We start from the raw sequence: 15,695 nt of genomic DNA, 5'->3' as shown, positions 1-15,695 counted from the left end.
GGTCGTTAGTGGGAATTTCGTTAAGTACGATACGGTAGTTCTCGGTTCTGGACCTGCAGGTGAAGGCGCGGCAATGAAGCTTGCAAAAGCGGGTAAGCGTGTTGCAATTGTAGATGTGCGTGATCAACTTGGTGGTAACTGTGCTCACGTAGGGACTATTCCAAGTAAAGCATTGCGTCAAACAGTATCTAGTATTATCCGCTATCAACGTGATCCAATGTTTCAAAAAGTAGGTGAATGGAAACAGTTCACCATGAAGCAGGTTTTGCGTAATGCACACAAAGTAATTCAACAACAAGTTGATACACATACACGCTTTTATGATCGCAACAAAATCGGTGTATTCCATGGTCGTGCATATATTCAAGATAAAAATACAGTTTTAGTTTTTAGCCATGAAGGTATTAAAGAAACAATTATCTGTAAGCAAATCGTGATTGCGACAGGTAGTCGTCCTTATCATCCACAAGGTCTCGACTTTGACCATCCTCGCGTATTTGATTCAGATAAAATTCTTGATCTTGATTATTCAATTCAAAAAATCATTATTTACGGTGCAGGCGTTATTGGCTGTGAATATGCTTCAATCTTTATTGGTTTAGACCATAAAGTTGATTTAATTAATACTCAGCAAAAACTATTAAGTTATTTAGATGATGAAATTGCTGATGCTCTGTCTTATCACTTACGTGAGCAAGGGGTGTTAATTCGCCACAACGAGCAAATGGATCATCTTGAAACATTTGATGACCACGTTGTTTTACACTTACAAAGTGGTAAAAAGATTAAAGCTGATGCGATTCTTTGGTGTAATGGCCGTTCAGGAAATACAGAAGGTTTGGGCCTTGAAAATGTAGGATTAGTACCAAATAGTCGTGGTCAACTTTCTGTAAATGATCAGTATCAAACAGAAGTTGAAAACATCTATGCTGCTGGTGATGTGATTGGTTGGCCTTCACTTGCTTCGGCTGCTTATGACCAAGGACGCTGTGCTGGTGCGAACATGAGTGGTGAAGATGCGAAGCCAGTGCGTGATATTCCAACAGGTATCTATACAATTCCTGAAATTTCTTCGATTGGTAAGAATGAACAGGAATTAACGGAAGAGAAAATTCCATATGAAGTGGGACAGGCATCTTTCCGACATTTAGCACGTGCACAAATTACGGGTGATACCGTGGGTGAGTTGAAGATACTTTTCCACCGCGACACTTTAGAAGTTTTAGGTATTCACTGTTTTGGTAATAATGCTGCCGAAATTATCCACATTGGGCAGGCAGTTATGCACAGCCCAAATAATACCTTGAAATATTTTGTTGAAACGACGTTTAACTATCCAACAATGGCTGAAGCATATCGTGTAGCTGCACTTAATGGTATGAATCGTTTATTTTGATTTTAAATAAGTTTTTCATAAAAAAGCCCGCAAACTTGCGGGCTTTTTTATTTTCATTAGACCATACGATTTTTATATTTTTATGACAATGTGCAGAGTGATTTCCGTGTCTCATCTATTTAGTGTGGACAAAATGCTTGATTAAAATATTCAAATAAATCAGGTGTCTGCTTCCATAATACGATAGAAAGAACCAGAAGAGCGGCAATGAAGAAAGTCATAATTGTTTTCAAAAGTAAGGCATTATGCGTCATGAATAACAGCCTCCTCATTTACAAAGAAATGTACGATTACCCCTAATATACTCAATGCAATAGAGCAGAGCCAAATCGCATTGTAATTACCTGCTAAGTCATGGTTAACACCACCAAGCCAACCGCCAAAGAAAGAACCAACTTGATGGGTGAAAAACACGATTCCGCTCAGCATTGAAAGATATTTAACACCAAACATATTTGCCACAATGCCGTTTGTAAGCGGAACTGTAGAGAGCCATAGAAGTCCCATGATGATGCCAAAAGCATAGACCGTATAAGTGCTTAAAGGTAATAATAGAAAGGCAATGATTGCGATGCCACGGCTTCCGTAAAGTGCCATTAATAATTTAGGTTTCGAGAAACGGTCTCCCAACCAACCTGCACCGTAAGTTCCCACAATATTAAACAACCCGACCAAAGCAAGAAATACTGTACCTGTGGCTGCATCAAAGCCGTGATCGATTAAATAGCCTGGTAGGTGGACACCTAAGAAAACAACTTGGAATCCGCACACTAAAAAACCTAAAGCTAACCACCAGAACGGCTTATGTTTTCTAGCAATATTTAGTACTTGTTTAAAGGTGAGCTGAGGTTGAGCGATTGCTTTTGGGGCTTGGTTGCTTGGCCCTTTTAACATCCATGCTAGAGGAATGATAAGAGCGATTAACAGCGCACTTACCATTAAAGCTGACGACCATCCCACTGTTTTAAGTAAGAGAAGGGTGGAAGGCAGCATAATAAATTGGCCAAAAGAACCAGCTGCACTGGCAATGCCCATTGCCATACTTCTTTTTTCTGGTGGAGCAGCTCGGCCTACTGCGCTAAGTAATACTGTGAATGAAGTGGCTGATAAAGCTAAACCAATAATAAGACCTAGGCTCAAATTCAAAATGAGTACACTTGAGCTAAAAGCCATTAAGAGTAAACCAAGCGCATAAAGTAATCCGCCGACAGCAACCACAACTTTACTACCATATTTGTCTGCGATTGCACCGGTAAAAGGCTGCACAGCTCCCCAAATTAGGTTTTGCATAGCAATTGCGAGACTAAAAACATGCTGACCCCAACCAAAATCATGACTCATTGGGACCAGATAGAGTCCAAAACCATGACGAACACCTAATGAAAGAGCCAAAATAATGGCACTACCAATGAGCATATAAATGAGTGATTGAGAAAACTGGTTGCTTGTTTTAGTCATTGTGAGTGTAAAGTTATAAGAATGTGATGAATCATTGTAAAAGATATATCGAATAATATCGATATATCTATAAAGATATTTAAGAAGAATTAAAAAGCTTGAAAGAGGTATGTGACGCTATAAAAAGTAAATAAGCAGAAATCATTTTAATTTCTGCTTATTATGAAAATTAAGCTGCGGAATTACGTTCAAGTAGAGCTTGTTCAAAAAGTACTTTTTCCTTTTCTTTATGCTCGGTTGTGAAGCGAATCAAAATTACGCTACAACCTGCAACCATAACCAGTCCACCTAAAATAAAGAGACAAGTTTGAACATCAAGTACACCTTTTAACAAGAAACCAGCTGCTACTGCGCCTGCATTACCACCTGCACCAATAATTCCAGCAACACCGCCTAATGCATTGCGATCAATAAATGGTACCAATGCATACGTTGCGCCGCAGGCCATGTGAGTAAATAGTGCAAAGATAGTCATTGAAAGAATAGCGAGAGTGACGCCGTTCATTTGAGAGAAAAGAATCAAAAATAAACCTTCGCCTAAAATCATGAGTACCAGTACCTTAGTGCGTCCGTCTAGTCCTTTTTTAAGTGCGACTTTGTCTGAAATAATGCCTCCCAATGCCCGTGCGAATAATGCGAGAAGGCCAAATATTCCGGCCGTTAAGCCCGCAGTTTTTAAATCCATTTTGAACTGATCAACATAGTACATCGCTGCCACGTTATGGATAAAAATTTCGATACCAAAGCATGCGCCATAAGCAAGAAATAAAATCCAGACGCGATAGTTACGAGCAGCTTGCATTAAAATTGCCATACCGCCTTTTTTACCACTGCCAACTTCAATACCTTCTGCGCGAACTTCTTTAAAATTTCCTTGAGGGCAATCTTGAGTTAGTTTCCAGTAAAGCACTCCCACAATCACCATCATTAGACCAGGTACGATGAGAGCAATCCGCCAACCCATAGTTTGTTCGACACCAAACATGACAATTGCACCGAGTAATAAAGGCATTAACGCTTGAGTTGCACCGCCACCAGCATTGCCCCAACCAGCTGCTGCTGCATTTGCTGTACCTACAACGTTAGGTGCAAACATAATACTTGTATGATATTGCGTAATGACAAAGCTTGCGCCAATTGCACCAATCAGTAAGCGGAAGAATAGGAAAGATTCATAACTGTTAGCAGCAGCGACACCAAATACCGGAATACTGCCGAGTAAGAGTAGGGCTGTATAGGTAATTCGTGGACCATATTTATCGCAAAGTGGCCCAACAGCGAGTCGTACTAAAATCGTAATCGCGACGGCGGCAATATTAATATTGGCAATTTGATCTTTTGTTAAGCCAAATTCGCCTTTAATAACAGGCATTAGTGGAGCACATGCAAACCATGCGAAAAAACACACAAAAAATGCGAGCCAAGACATATGGAACGCACGCATGGCTGGAGTTGAGAAACTAAATAATTTAATCTCAGTTGCTTTTTTTGCATCTAGATTGATATTTGAAGACATACGCCGTCCCCCTGAACTGAACGAAATTTTAATTTGCATGACAAAATGAATTGTCTATTTGCATACCGATCAGAGCGGACGTCATTGGCCGTCTTGGTTTATCCATTGAATCGCCATTGATTCATCATGTTGTAATAAAGCAAAGGACGTGCCAAAAAGTAATTTTTACTAAGAGGAAAACTTTAGTTTTTAATTTTATTAAATTAGTTAGAAATTAAGAAAATTAATGACTAAAACAAAATTAAGAAAATAGGAAGAAATAGGAAAATGATGAGAGATTCTTTTAATAAGAAATGCTCATTTTTTTAGCATATTGGTTTAAAAAGAAGCAGCTTTAATTTGTTTAATAAAAAAGCTATAAAAGCCTTTAGTAAAGCTTTTATAGCTTGTACGCTTTTAAAAATTAGAAACGATAACCTACACCAACATATGTAATTAGTGGATCGATATCAATTTTGGTGTTTGCTTTGATAAGCTCTTTACCAGTGTTTTGGTCAGTAACATAAATTTTTGCTTCATTATTCATTTTCGAATAAGAAACGGAACCTACAGCAAACCAGTTTGGATTGAAATCATAAGTCGCACCAACAGTAACAATAGGTGCGAAAGTATCAGTTGCCTCTAACTTCACAATAGGGTTAGCTGAAGATGTTTTGCCATCTAAAGCTGCTCCAGCTTGACCATCATGAATATTTTGAATCATATGGCCTGCTTTAATTAAATCTGACTCAATCCCTGAATTCATTTTTAATTCATTAAAATAGGCATACATGACCCCGGCACCTACATATGGACGGAATTTATTTACCCCAGATTTACCAAATTGATAGTGTAGTTCTACAGCAGGTAACCAAGCACGTGCGGTAGCAGCTTTACCACCTTGAGTGAGATCGGTGATATGAATATCTTCTTTTAAACCTATCGTGCCAAGAGTGGTATTTGCTGAACCTGATAATGGTGCATAAATATTACCTTTACCTTGAATATCAACTTTAGGAGGGACACCGGCTTTAATTTCTAGAGATAGATTATCTGTAAAATTATAATTCGCCATGATCCCTAATGTGTCCACATCTTTTGCTTCTAAACCCGTACCTTGACTTTGCCAATTTGATAATCCATTTACAGTGGCTGTTCCGGTGAGTATTGAAGGCAGTGTATCTGTGGGTAAAATTTTGATTGCATCGTATAAGAGGGGATTGGAACTTCGGTCAGCCGCATTTAAAACAGATTGTTTTGATACGGAACCTACTTTAGAAGTAGTTCCTTCTGCAACACTAGTATTAATATTAACTGGATTTGCGCTTCCTTGTGGCATGGCATGTAACCAGCCAGCAGAAACCGAAAAACGCTTGAAACCATCACCATCTTTAAAACTAAAATATGGTGAAGCAGCGAAAGTGACTGTAGGCAGAGCAAAAAAGGCAGCTGTCATACAAAATAATGACTTTTTCATCATAAAGGACTCCATGTCCGGACATTTGTTTACTGATTTTTATTGAGCCCACCATAGCGCGTTTTATCAAAATGATTGTGTAATAAAAATTAATAATTGTAATGTTTTTGAAATATTTGTTTATATTTAGAAAGATTTATTAATAAAAAGTACAAAATAAAAAATAAAAGGCTACATAAAGTAGCCTTTTATTAAATCTGATTAAACTATTAATTGAAACGTGAGAGGTCTTCTTCAGGACGAGCTGTTAACACTTCAATCCCTGTTTGAGTCACTAAAATAGTATGTTCATATTGAGCAGAAAGTTTATGGTCTTTAGTTACAACAGTCCATTTATCACCAAGCAATTTAGTCTGCCAAACACCCGCATTGACCATAGGTTCAATGGTAAAAGTCATACCTGCTTCTAAACGCATGCCTGTACCAGGTTGTCCATAGTGCAATACTTGAGGTTCGTCATGGAAGACAGTACCGATACCGTGACCACAATATTCACGTACTACGCTAAAACGTTCTGACTCGACATATTTTTGGATGGCATGGCCAATATCACCTAAATATGAACCATCTCTAACTGTTGCCATTCCACGATACATTGCTTCTTGAGCAACTTTACATAAACGGTTTGCCAAAATAGAAGTCTCACCACCCACGATATACATCATGTTAGTGTCGCCGTGATAACCGTCTTTGATCACTGTTACATCAATATTAAGAATATCGCCGTTTTTCAAGATTTTATTTTCAGAAGGAATACCATGACATACAACATGGTTAACCGAAGTACAGATAGAGTGTTGAAAAGCAGGGCGTCCTGGAGCACCGCCGTAACCTACGCAGGCTGGAATAGCGTGTTGTACATTTTCAATATGATTACGGCAAATCGTATCAAGTTCGAGGGTGCTTACACCGGCCTTAATATACGGCTTGATCATCTCTAGAACTTCAGCCGCCAGTCGTCCTGCAATGCGCATTTTTTCAATTTCATCTGGAGTTTTGATTAATCGACGTGGAGCTGTATAAGTACTGTTCATGATCTCTAAAAACTTTTGGTAATTTACAAGCGTCTATGGTATAAATAGCCGCCCATTTTATCAAATGCTTTTCGTGAATATCTTTTACGAAGAATTTTGATAGGTGGAGTAAAAAATCCGCACATATATCGTCACATTACTCTGGGTGCCCGTAAAAAGGTGGAGAATGCGGATATATGGAGGCCTAACCCAACTTTTAAGGTAAAGAAAATGGCAGATTACAACGTAAGCATGCGCGACCTTCTTCAAGCAGGTGCGCACTTTGGTCACCAAACTCGTTTCTGGAACCCAAAAATGCGTCAATACATTTTTGGCGCGCGCAACAAAATTCACATCATCAACCTTGAGCACACTGTTCCTGCGTTAAATGATGCTTTGAACTTCGCTAACCAATTAGCAAGCAAAAAGAACAAAGTTTTGTTCGTTGGTACAAAACGTGCTGCTTCTAACATCATCCGTGAACAAGCTCAACGCGCTGGTCAACCATATGTAGACCACCGTTGGTTAGGTGGTATGTTGACGAACTGGAAAACACTTCGCCAATCTATCAACCGTTTAAAAGATCTTCAAACTCAATCTCAAGACGGTACTTTTGCTAAGCTTACTAAACGTGAAGCTTTAGAACGTACTCGTGAGATGGAAAAACTTGAGCGCTCTTTAGGCGGCGTTAAAAACATGGGTGGTTTACCTGACGCATTATTTGTAATCGACGTTGATCACGAAGCGATTGCAATTAAAGAAGCTAAGAACTTAGGTATTCCTGTTATCGGTATCGTTGATACAAACTCTAACCCAGATAACGTTGATTACGTTATTCCTGGTAACGACGATGCGATCCGTGCAGTAACTTTATATGCTTCAGCTATGGCTGATGCAATTCTTGCTGGTAAAGAATACGCTCAATCTCAAGCGAACGCTCAAGCAAAAGGCGATGACGCTGCGAAAGACGCTTCTGAGGCTTAATGCGTTTTGACGCAGGCTTGTCATTTTTGCGACATGTAATGGTGGCAAATTAAGCGTCGAGAGTGCAAACGGCCCAGAGTTTCTTTGGGCCGTTTTTGTTGAACAGATTTATTTTCTACCGATTTTAGGAGATCAACATGACTGCAATTACTGCAAGCATGGTAAAAGAATTACGTGACCGTACTGGTCTTGCAATGATGGAATGCAAAAAAGCATTAACAGAAGCGAACGGTGACATCGAACTTGCTATTGATAACCTTCGTAAATCTGGTCAAGCTAAAGCTGCTAAAAAAGCTGGCAACATTGCTGCTGACGGTGCAATCACTATCGTTCAAGACGGTAATAAAGCGATCTTAGTTGAAGTAAACTGTCAAACTGACTTCGTTGCTAAAGACGAAAACTTCTCTAACTTTGCACACGCAGTTGCTGCTGCTGCTTTAGCTGCTGGCGAAACTGATGCTGCTAAAATCGCTGAATTAAAATTGGCTGATGGCCAATCCGTTGAAGAAGCTCGTATTGCGCTTGTTCAAAAAATCGGTGAAAACATCCAAGTTCGTCGCGCGAAAATCGTTGAAGGCGAAAACTTGGCTATCTATAAACACGGTTTAAAAATCGGTGTTGTAGTTTCTTACACTGGTGATGCTGACACTGGTAAAGGTATCGCAATGCACGTTGCTGCATTCAACCCAGTAGCAGTAAGCGCTGAAGCAGTTCCTGCTGACCTTATCGCTAAAGAGAAAGAAATTGCTGAAGCGAAAGCGTTAGAATCTGGTAAGCCAGCGAACATCGTTGAGAAAATGGTAACTGGTTCTGTTGAGAAATACTTAAACGAAGTTGCTCTTGACCGTCAAATGTACGTTATCGACAACGAGAAAAAAGTTGCTGACGTATTAAAAGCAACTGGTACAACTGTTGCTAACTTCGTACGTTTCGAAGTTGGTGAAGGTATCGAGAAAAAAGCTGAACTTAGCTTTGCTGAAGAAGTTGCTGCTGCTCAAGCTGCTGCGAAGTAATTCGTATCTTCAAAAAAAGCCCCTATGGGGCTTTTTTTATCCCTGTTGAAATCGGAATATAAAGATGACAAATAAAAAAAATTTGAGTATTGGCGGCATTATTGTTTTATTGATCGCTGCATATTTCGGTCTGGATTTATCTGGGCATAAGAAAAATCAATCGCCATCATCAAGTCCTGCCACTCAGTATACTGAAACTACGTTTTCAAATGATGGGATAGATACTATAAAAGCTGCCTATGACCGCAGACAAAGTAATGTTCAAGTGCAGGGAAGTGGTCGAGTAAAAGCAATTTTAAGAGAAGATAATGATGGGACAAAACATCAGAAATTTATTCTTGTATTAAAAAATGGTCTTTCAATCTTAGTGGCTCATAATATTGATTTAGCACCAAAAATTGAAGATTTACATAAAGGGGATATTGTCGAATTTAACGGTGAGTATGAATATAACGAAAAAGGTGGTGTATTGCATTGGACGCATCATGACCCACAAAACCGCCATGAAAATGGTTGGTTGAAACATAATGGACATATTTACCAATAGAAATAGAGTATACATTTCTATCTAACAGCAATTTTGTTCTATGCATCTTTTTAAAACATGCTATGTTTTTTTTAGATAAATAGATGAGATGTATATATGCACCGGGAACAGGCTGACTACTTGCATTTGCGAGAGTTGGGCGGTTTAGAATTATTAAAAGCACATTACCATCAAACGCAATTTTCAAAGCATACCCATGAGGGATATTGTATTGGTGTTATTGAAGAAGGTGCACAGTCTTTTTTTAGGACGGGTCAATTACATGTCGCTCCTAAAGGCGACATTATTTTGGTGAATGCAGATGAAATTCACACAGGCTCATCTGCTGTTGAATCGGGCTGGCGTTACCGTGCAATCTATCCTACACCCGAAATGCTTGCTGAAGTAAGCCAAGATTTTTTTGAGCAAGGCCATGGGGCACCTTGGTTTCCACAAGCAGTTATTCAGGACTTGGGTTTGTCTCAACAACTTTGTTTATTATTTGATTTATTAGAACAAAAAGACAATTTTTTGCTTAAAGAAACCATGTATCTATCCACATTAGCATGTTTAATGATGCGCCACGGTAAATCTCGACACACCTTTTGTGAATTACCAGAAGCTTATTCGAAAATATTAAAAGTTAAAGATTTGTTGGCAGATATGCCTGAAAAGAATTTTTCTTTGCAGGAATTGGCTGACATGGCCGGATTAAGTGCTTGGCATTTTTTAAGACAATTTAAAAAACATGTGGGTTTGCCACCTCATGCGTGGTTAGTGCAGGCACGTTTGCAAAAAGCGAGACAGTTGTTAAAGCAAGGTGATCAAATTGTGATGGTTGCACAGCAATGTGGATTTTCTGATCAAAGTCATTTTAACCGTCATTTTAAAAAGGCCATGGGTGTTACACCTACCCAGTATGTAGCAAGTCTTAATCTCTAAAATTTATTTTTATTTCTAAACGCAATTTTGTTCAAGAGAAGTTAACCTGCATAGAAGAAAATCTATAAATATTTAATATTATAGATGTCTAGAGATGAATACTCCTTTAAATCAATCTATTAGATTTTCTAAAAGCCGACCTCCGTATCTTTTTTTACGAGGGGCGGTGGATATACTGCCATTGTCTATTTCGGTTATTCCGTGGGCTATTTTGGCTGGTTCAATGGCAATTCATGCAGGTTTATCATTTTATAAAGCATTGGCAATGTCAGGGATTGTGTTTGCTGGAGCTGCACAATTGGTCAGTTTGAGTATGATGATGGAGGGTGCTTCATTATTAACAATCTATATCACGATTTTCTTTCTTACTGCTCAACATTTTATTTATGCATTAACTTTAAGAAATGATATTTCTATTTTGTCTTTGCCCAAACGATTAAGTTTAGGTTTTTTACTAACAGATGAATTGTTTGCCTTAAGTGCTCCGAACGAAAAAAGGCATCCTCATTATTTATTGGGGGCGGGTATATGTTTTTATTTATTCTGGGTGATTTTTAGTCTAGTTGGAATTTTATTGGCTACGGCGATTCCAGATTTATTGTCCTACCAGTTAGATTTTTCGATTATTGCTATTTTTGTGGCCATGATTATCCCTATGTGTAAGGAAAAGCCTGTCATAGCCGGAGTTTTAACAACTTGTTTTAGTGGTTTTATTCTCAAACTTTTTCATGTTGAAGGCGCCATTCTGATTTCTGGTTTATTGGGAATGCTAATTGCGGTTGTTGCAGAAAATAGAACAGGAGAAAAATAAGATGTCATGGCTCATGATTTTAGGATTAGCGGCTATTGTATTTTTTAATCGTTATTATTTTTTGGAACCCAGTGTAAAAGTAGAATTACCGGTATTGATGAATAAAATGCTGAACTATTCAGCGCCTTGCTTATTAACTGCTATTTGTATACCAGTAATTTTTTTTGAAGGAAATGAACTAAGAGGTCTTTTAGATAATCCATATTTATATGCGACAATATTTTGTATTGTAATTGCTTTTTATTTAAAAAAAGTCTTATCAAGTGTGCTACTCAGTCTAGCATTTTTCTATTTTATAAATTTTCTAATAAATCAGTAAATTTAAGCTGAATCTAAAAGATTCAGCTTTTTAAAAATTATTGAGTAATCAATTTGTTCTGCCGACTTTTCCACTTTGGCAATATTTTTCCAAGATAGGCATCCATACACCAAACTGGGCCAATCAATAGAAATTGTAAATCTTTAAAGAAAGAAGGTTTTTTACCTTCAACTTTATGTCCGTAAAATTGTCCAATCCAAGCAATGACAAAAAGAGCAATATAAAATCCCACCCCTACAGGTAAGACATAAATAAGCCAAGCCATTACAACTAGAAGCGCAGCCATTGCTACTGCAAGTACAAGATCGAGTCGAGCATAGAAAATTAGAGTCAGTACAATGAGTAAAGCAGTGAGTAAGGCGCTAAAGTGGGCAATGATTCCGATAATAGAAAATAAAATAGCTGGGACGCATACCCAATGAATTTTCTTATTCGTTGGATTTTGATGGCTTTCACTGTATTCATCAAACCATTCAGCAATAGATTTCATAGACCTTTTTCTCCATGTCTAATTTTGAATCATTCTTTTTATGCCTATATTTTAGCCTGTGGTTATGTGAGTAGACAAGAAAAGTTGCAAATCTTCCTTATCGTATATTCATGTGACCTTAAAAATTAAGGACTGATCATCTGGAAAAAGCAGGGTGGAAAAAATTAAAAAACAATCTTAAAAGGCAGCACAGTTGGATTAAAAAATCAGGCTATTTATTTTTGGATTTTGAAGTGGGAAAATCCTTATAAAAACCACTTTTTTATGAAAAGTTGGAAAATAATAGAAAAAAGCTCAACTCAACTTGCTTTAAAACCCTATAAACAGCTTTTTTTGGACTAAGGTGGTACTAGGGTAGCGGAATTTTTTTAAAATGGCTCTAATCAAAAAATATAAGCAAAAATGGATGAGTAATAAAATGATGTGTTTTTGGGTTAAAAAATAATCAATTTTGTAATTAAAAAATGAGTAAAAAAACAAAATTTTTAGCATGATTTTTATATTTTTGGGTCTAAAAATTAAAAAGCCACAAATTAATTTGTGGCTTTTCCATGAACTCTAGGAGTAATCGCTTATGAAGTAGGACCGTCTACACGTTCAATACTTACTTTTGCAGTACCAGCATTGGTAATACCAAGACGTTTTGCAGCACCGTATGATAAATCAAGTACACGATTTGCATGGAATGGACCACGGTCGTTTACTTTTACTACCACACTTTTACCATTGTCTTTATTTGTAACACGGATATAACAGTTCAATGGCAGACTACGGTGAGCAGCAGTAAGTGCATTCATATCGAATGTTTCACCACTTGCAGTTTTACGGCCATGAAATTGACGACCATACCAAGATGCCATACCAGTTTGGCTAAACTTACGAACAGTATTTGAAGCTACTGTGTTAAGTTTTTCAATCACTGAAGGCTCATCTTCAGGGATTTCAATTTTAGCTGCGATAGCCTGACGACGAATTTGATCGCCAGAACGTTCAGTGATTGAAAGACTGTTAATGTTAGAAAAACGAGAATTAAAGCTTTGAGTATCTTTACTCAATACACGTGCAGCTAAATTAGCATTTGGACCATCTACATCACTGTTTAATGATGATGATTGCATCATTTCAGCGTGCAGTGGGGCCATGCTTAAACTAGCCGTCAGTGCAAGAATGTATTTCAGCGATAACTGCATTTATATAAACTCCTGAGAACATGCTCTTTTTCTTTTAGCCAACAGGCTAAAAATTGAAGTGAACATGCCTAATTATTCACTTTTGCAATTGCTTGATTGGGGTGGATAATATTCATCGCTTACGGAGAGTGTCTAGTCTTTAACGAGAAATAGTTACAAAAAGGGCAAAAACTTACAGTTTTAGGTTAAAAAATAACCAAATATGTAACAAGGTATTTAAAATGTATGTATTGTGATCGATTTAACAAAAATATTTATTGACTTTTACATAAACTCATCAAAAAGCTAGCCTATCGGCTAGCTACCTCTGTGCCTAATAACCATACAGCAGTCGCATACATTCGACTTTTGTTATAGGTCGTAATTACCTGAAAATTTGGATAGGTTAAATAGTAAATTGGACCGTTATAGTCTTGTAATTGAATAACATTTACCATATCTAAGTCATCAATTTTAACTAATGGGTTTAATGGAGAAATTCCCTGATTTTTGAGCACACCATACGGAGTAGGTTGAGTGAGATCTTTAGCAATAATACTTTCTGGATTTGAGCCTACATAACGAGCCATAAAACCAATTGGCTGATCACGTTGCCAACCTTGCTTTGCTAGGTAATTTGCAATTGAACCAATCGCATCTTCCGCAGAGTTACGAAGATCGATATGACCATTACCATCAAAATCTACTCCATACTTACTGATATTACTTGGCATAAACTGTGGATAGCCAATTGCTCCAGCATAAGAGCCAACAATACTATTGGTTGGATAGCCTTCTTTGTAAGTCCATGCAATCAGAGCAGCTAACTCATCACTAAAATAATCAGCGCGGCGAGGGTAACCAAATGCTAATGTTGCAAGTGCGTCACGAGTAATAAAAGAACCTTTATTTGCCCCATATCCAGTCTCAACACCTAAAATACCCAAAATAACAGCTTGAGAGACACCAAATTGCTGTTCAGCTCGGTTAAGCGCATCTGCATATTGATTTTTAAACCGGACACCACGTTGAATAGTACCTTCAACTAAAAACATAGAGCGATAATCGTACCAAGGCTTACTTTCTCCTGGACGAGTCATAATATTTATAATGTTTGGTAAATTTTTTGCACCGCTCATCGCGGCATCTACTTGTACACTACTTAAACCATAAGTATTCATGGCTTTTTGTTTAAAATTTAAATAATTAGGATCATTTACAAAATCATTGGCTTGAGCAAAATGACTTGTGCTCACTAGGCCGGTACACAAGGCAAGCGCTTTTAAAGTTTTATTAATAAATTGAGACAACATATCTTTTTAAAATTCCAAATTATCGATGTGTATGAATAGACATGACTAAACCAAAAGTGGCCATTAAAGTAATAATAGCGGTACCGCCATAACTCATAAAAGGTAAAGGAACACCCACTACAGGTAAAATACCACTGACCATTCCTGCGTTTACAAATACATAAACAAAAAAAGACAAACCAAAGGCACCAGCAACTAAACGACCGTAGTTATGAAAGCTCTGTAAACCAATCTGAAATGTTCTAAAAATAATAGCTGAATAAAGAATAACTAATATAAGTACGCCAATTAGGCCAAATTCTTCGGAATAAGCCGCAATAATAAAGTCAGTATGGCCTTCGGGTAAAAAGTGTAAATGTGATTGTGTACCTTCAAGAAAGCCTTTACCTGAGAAACCACCAGAACCAATAGCTGTTTTGGACTGAATAATATTCCATCCTGTTCCTAATGCATCTGCTTCTGGGTCAAGTAGCGTTAGAACCCGTTGACGCTGATAGTCGTGTAAAAGAAATTCCCAGGCAATTGGAATAACAATAGCTGCACAAGCTGCTGCGGCACCGATCATGCGCCAAGATAACCCACTTAAAAATAGTACGAAAATACCACTTGCTAATACGAGTAGGGATGTTCCTAAGTCAGGTTGTTCTGCAATCAGTAAGAAAGGAACACCAATTAACATTAATGATAAAACAACTTGAGAAAAGCTTGGAGGAAGTGGTTTGCGTGCTAAAAACCATGAAATCATCATTGGCATGCCAATTTTCATGAACTCACTGGGTTGCACGCTCCCGAAACCGGGAATATCGATCCAGCGTTTAGCCCCCATGCGGACTTCACCAAAGACCATAACTCCAATTAAGGAAAATAGTGCAAATAAATAAAAGTAAGGTGAAAAAGCTTGATAAACCTTAGGGGGAATTTGAGCCAGACTAATCATGACTAAAAAGCCAATACCAAAACTCATGGCTTGTTTACTGACTAAGCCTACATCTTGTGCAGATGCACTATATAGTACCGTTAAACCTAATAGGGCATTTAGAAATAAAAATAGGCATAACCACGGGTCAATATGAAGTTGCTGCCAGCGCGATGGTTGCATGGCAGTACTAAGACCATCTCGAGGAGCTTGGCGTAAAAATTTATATTGTGGACTAGGAGACATGCGGCTTTAACTAGGTCAATCAGTGCTTGGCGCATGCTAACATAAACCTGATTAATGGCAATGTATATCAATATTTTGCAATAAAAAAACCTGGCTCTCGCCAGGTTTCCGATGGTCTATTTTCTGT

15 protein-coding genes are annotated in these 15,695 nt (G+C 37.8%); 7 read left to right on the top strand and 8 right to left on the bottom strand.

The features are described 5' to 3' along the window. On the top strand, nucleotides 1–1,396 hold a 1,396-nt coding region (gene sthA, locus J582_RS22210; protein ID WP_032048605.1), incomplete at its 5' end, for a Si-specific NAD(P)(+) transhydrogenase. Between the two features lie 243 nt (nucleotides 1,397–1,639). On the opposite strand, the gene J582_RS22200 is transcribed toward sthA, so the two are convergent. The 4 genes from J582_RS22200 to map form a co-directional block, all read right to left on the bottom strand. After that, a complete protein-coding gene (locus J582_RS22200; protein ID WP_031981837.1) occupies nucleotides 1,640–2,854 on the bottom strand; it encodes an MFS transporter in 1,215 nt (404 codons plus the stop codon). Between the two features lie 169 nt (nucleotides 2,855–3,023). Further along, nucleotides 3,024–4,370 carry an MFS transporter gene (locus J582_RS22195; RefSeq protein WP_022575360.1) on the bottom strand — a complete coding sequence of 449 codons (1,347 nt, stop codon included), beginning with the start codon at nucleotides 4,368–4,370 and terminating at the stop codon, nucleotides 3,024–3,026. Nucleotides 4,371–4,773: 403 nt separating this feature from the next. Next, nucleotides 4,774–5,829, bottom strand: coding sequence for an OmpW/AlkL family protein (locus J582_RS22190; protein ID WP_004886163.1), 1,056 nt, complete (start codon nucleotides 5,827–5,829; stop codon nucleotides 4,774–4,776). Between the two features lie 206 nt (nucleotides 5,830–6,035). After that, entirely contained in the window at nucleotides 6,036–6,860 is an 825-nt protein-coding gene (gene map / locus J582_RS22185) for a type I methionyl aminopeptidase (protein WP_004707758.1), read from the bottom strand. 210 nt (nucleotides 6,861–7,070) lie between these two features. Between map and rpsB the strand changes: the two genes are divergently transcribed. The 6 genes from rpsB to J582_RS22155 all read left to right on the top strand — a co-directional run bounded on the left by rpsB (nucleotide 7,071) and on the right by J582_RS22155 (nucleotide 11,434). Then, nucleotides 7,071–7,823 (top strand): 30S ribosomal protein S2, encoded by a 753-nt coding sequence (gene rpsB, locus J582_RS22180; RefSeq protein ID WP_001982118.1) that lies wholly within the window; start codon nucleotides 7,071–7,073, stop codon nucleotides 7,821–7,823. A 137-nt stretch (nucleotides 7,824–7,960) separates the two neighbouring features. Beyond that, nucleotides 7,961–8,836 (top strand): translation elongation factor Ts, encoded by an 876-nt coding sequence (tsf, locus tag J582_RS22175; protein WP_002052897.1) that lies wholly within the window; start codon nucleotides 7,961–7,963, stop codon nucleotides 8,834–8,836. Nucleotides 8,837–8,900: 64 nt separating this feature from the next. Then, nucleotides 8,901–9,383, top strand: a complete 483-nt coding sequence (locus tag J582_RS22170) for a DUF3465 domain-containing protein (RefSeq protein ID WP_031981840.1) — start codon at nucleotides 8,901–8,903, stop codon at nucleotides 9,381–9,383. A gap of 96 nt (nucleotides 9,384–9,479) precedes the next feature. After that, on the top strand, nucleotides 9,480–10,304 hold the full coding sequence (locus J582_RS22165; RefSeq protein ID WP_004707762.1) for an AraC family transcriptional regulator: 825 nt from the start codon (nucleotides 9,480–9,482) through the stop codon (nucleotides 10,302–10,304). Between the two features lie 94 nt (nucleotides 10,305–10,398). After that, a complete protein-coding gene (locus J582_RS22160; protein ID WP_031981841.1) occupies nucleotides 10,399–11,115 on the top strand; it encodes an AzlC family ABC transporter permease in 717 nt (238 codons plus the stop codon). A 1-nt stretch (nucleotide 11,116) separates the two neighbouring features. Next, complete coding sequence (locus tag J582_RS22155) at nucleotides 11,117–11,434, top strand: AzlD domain-containing protein (RefSeq protein WP_031981843.1); 318 nt, start codon at nucleotides 11,117–11,119, stop codon at nucleotides 11,432–11,434. Nucleotides 11,435–11,471: 37 nt separating this feature from the next. Here the strand turns inward: J582_RS22155 and J582_RS22150 are convergent, their stop codons facing one another. The 4 genes from J582_RS22150 to rodA all read right to left on the bottom strand — a co-directional run bounded on the left by J582_RS22150 (nucleotide 11,472) and on the right by rodA (nucleotide 15,568). Further along, nucleotides 11,472–11,924, bottom strand: coding sequence for a DUF962 domain-containing protein (locus tag J582_RS22150; RefSeq protein ID WP_032048604.1), 453 nt, complete (start codon nucleotides 11,922–11,924; stop codon nucleotides 11,472–11,474). A gap of 572 nt (nucleotides 11,925–12,496) precedes the next feature. Next, entirely contained in the window at nucleotides 12,497–13,114 is a 618-nt protein-coding gene (locus J582_RS22145) for a septal ring lytic transglycosylase RlpA family protein (protein ID WP_002052473.1), read from the bottom strand. A gap of 290 nt (nucleotides 13,115–13,404) precedes the next feature. Beyond that, on the bottom strand, nucleotides 13,405–14,406 hold the full coding sequence (mltB, locus tag J582_RS22140) for a lytic murein transglycosylase B (RefSeq protein ID WP_002052939.1): 1,002 nt from the start codon (nucleotides 14,404–14,406) through the stop codon (nucleotides 13,405–13,407). 19 nt (nucleotides 14,407–14,425) lie between these two features. Then, a complete protein-coding gene (rodA, locus tag J582_RS22135; RefSeq protein WP_004707770.1) occupies nucleotides 14,426–15,568 on the bottom strand; it encodes a rod shape-determining protein RodA in 1,143 nt (380 codons plus the stop codon). Nucleotides 15,569–15,695: the final 127 nt, after the last annotated feature.

The organism is Acinetobacter sp. 1566109, assembly GCF_000582255.1.
Classification (GTDB): Bacteria; Pseudomonadota; Gammaproteobacteria; order Pseudomonadales; family Moraxellaceae; genus Acinetobacter; species Acinetobacter nosocomialis.
Note: the sequence above shows the minus strand (reverse complement) of the source record. Positions and strands in the feature narration are given on the sequence as shown.

Coding starts and splice junctions, on each gene's coding strand:
- J582_RS22200 (WP_031981837.1), bottom strand. CDS start 2,854: ATGACTAAAACAAGCAACCAGTTTTCTCAATCACTCATTTATATGCTC.
- J582_RS22195 (WP_022575360.1), bottom strand. CDS start 4,370: ATGTCTTCAAATATCAATCTAGATGCAAAAAAAGCAACTGAGATTAAA.
- J582_RS22190 (WP_004886163.1), bottom strand. CDS start 5,829: ATGATGAAAAAGTCATTATTTTGTATGACAGCTGCCTTTTTTGCTCTG.
- map (WP_004707758.1), bottom strand. CDS start 6,860: ATGAACAGTACTTATACAGCTCCACGTCGATTAATCAAAACTCCAGAT.
- rpsB (WP_001982118.1), top strand. CDS start 7,071: ATGGCAGATTACAACGTAAGCATGCGCGACCTTCTTCAAGCAGGTGCG.
- tsf (WP_002052897.1), top strand. CDS start 7,961: ATGACTGCAATTACTGCAAGCATGGTAAAAGAATTACGTGACCGTACT.
- J582_RS22170 (WP_031981840.1), top strand. CDS start 8,901: ATGACAAATAAAAAAAATTTGAGTATTGGCGGCATTATTGTTTTATTG.
- J582_RS22165 (WP_004707762.1), top strand. CDS start 9,480: ATGCACCGGGAACAGGCTGACTACTTGCATTTGCGAGAGTTGGGCGGT.
- J582_RS22160 (WP_031981841.1), top strand. CDS start 10,399: ATGAATACTCCTTTAAATCAATCTATTAGATTTTCTAAAAGCCGACCT.
- J582_RS22155 (WP_031981843.1), top strand. CDS start 11,117: ATGTCATGGCTCATGATTTTAGGATTAGCGGCTATTGTATTTTTTAAT.
- J582_RS22150 (WP_032048604.1), bottom strand. CDS start 11,924: ATGAAATCTATTGCTGAATGGTTTGATGAATACAGTGAAAGCCATCAA.
- J582_RS22145 (WP_002052473.1), bottom strand. CDS start 13,114: ATGCAGTTATCGCTGAAATACATTCTTGCACTGACGGCTAGTTTAAGC.
- mltB (WP_002052939.1), bottom strand. CDS start 14,406: ATGTTGTCTCAATTTATTAATAAAACTTTAAAAGCGCTTGCCTTGTGT.
- rodA (WP_004707770.1), bottom strand. CDS start 15,568: ATGTCTCCTAGTCCACAATATAAATTTTTACGCCAAGCTCCTCGAGAT.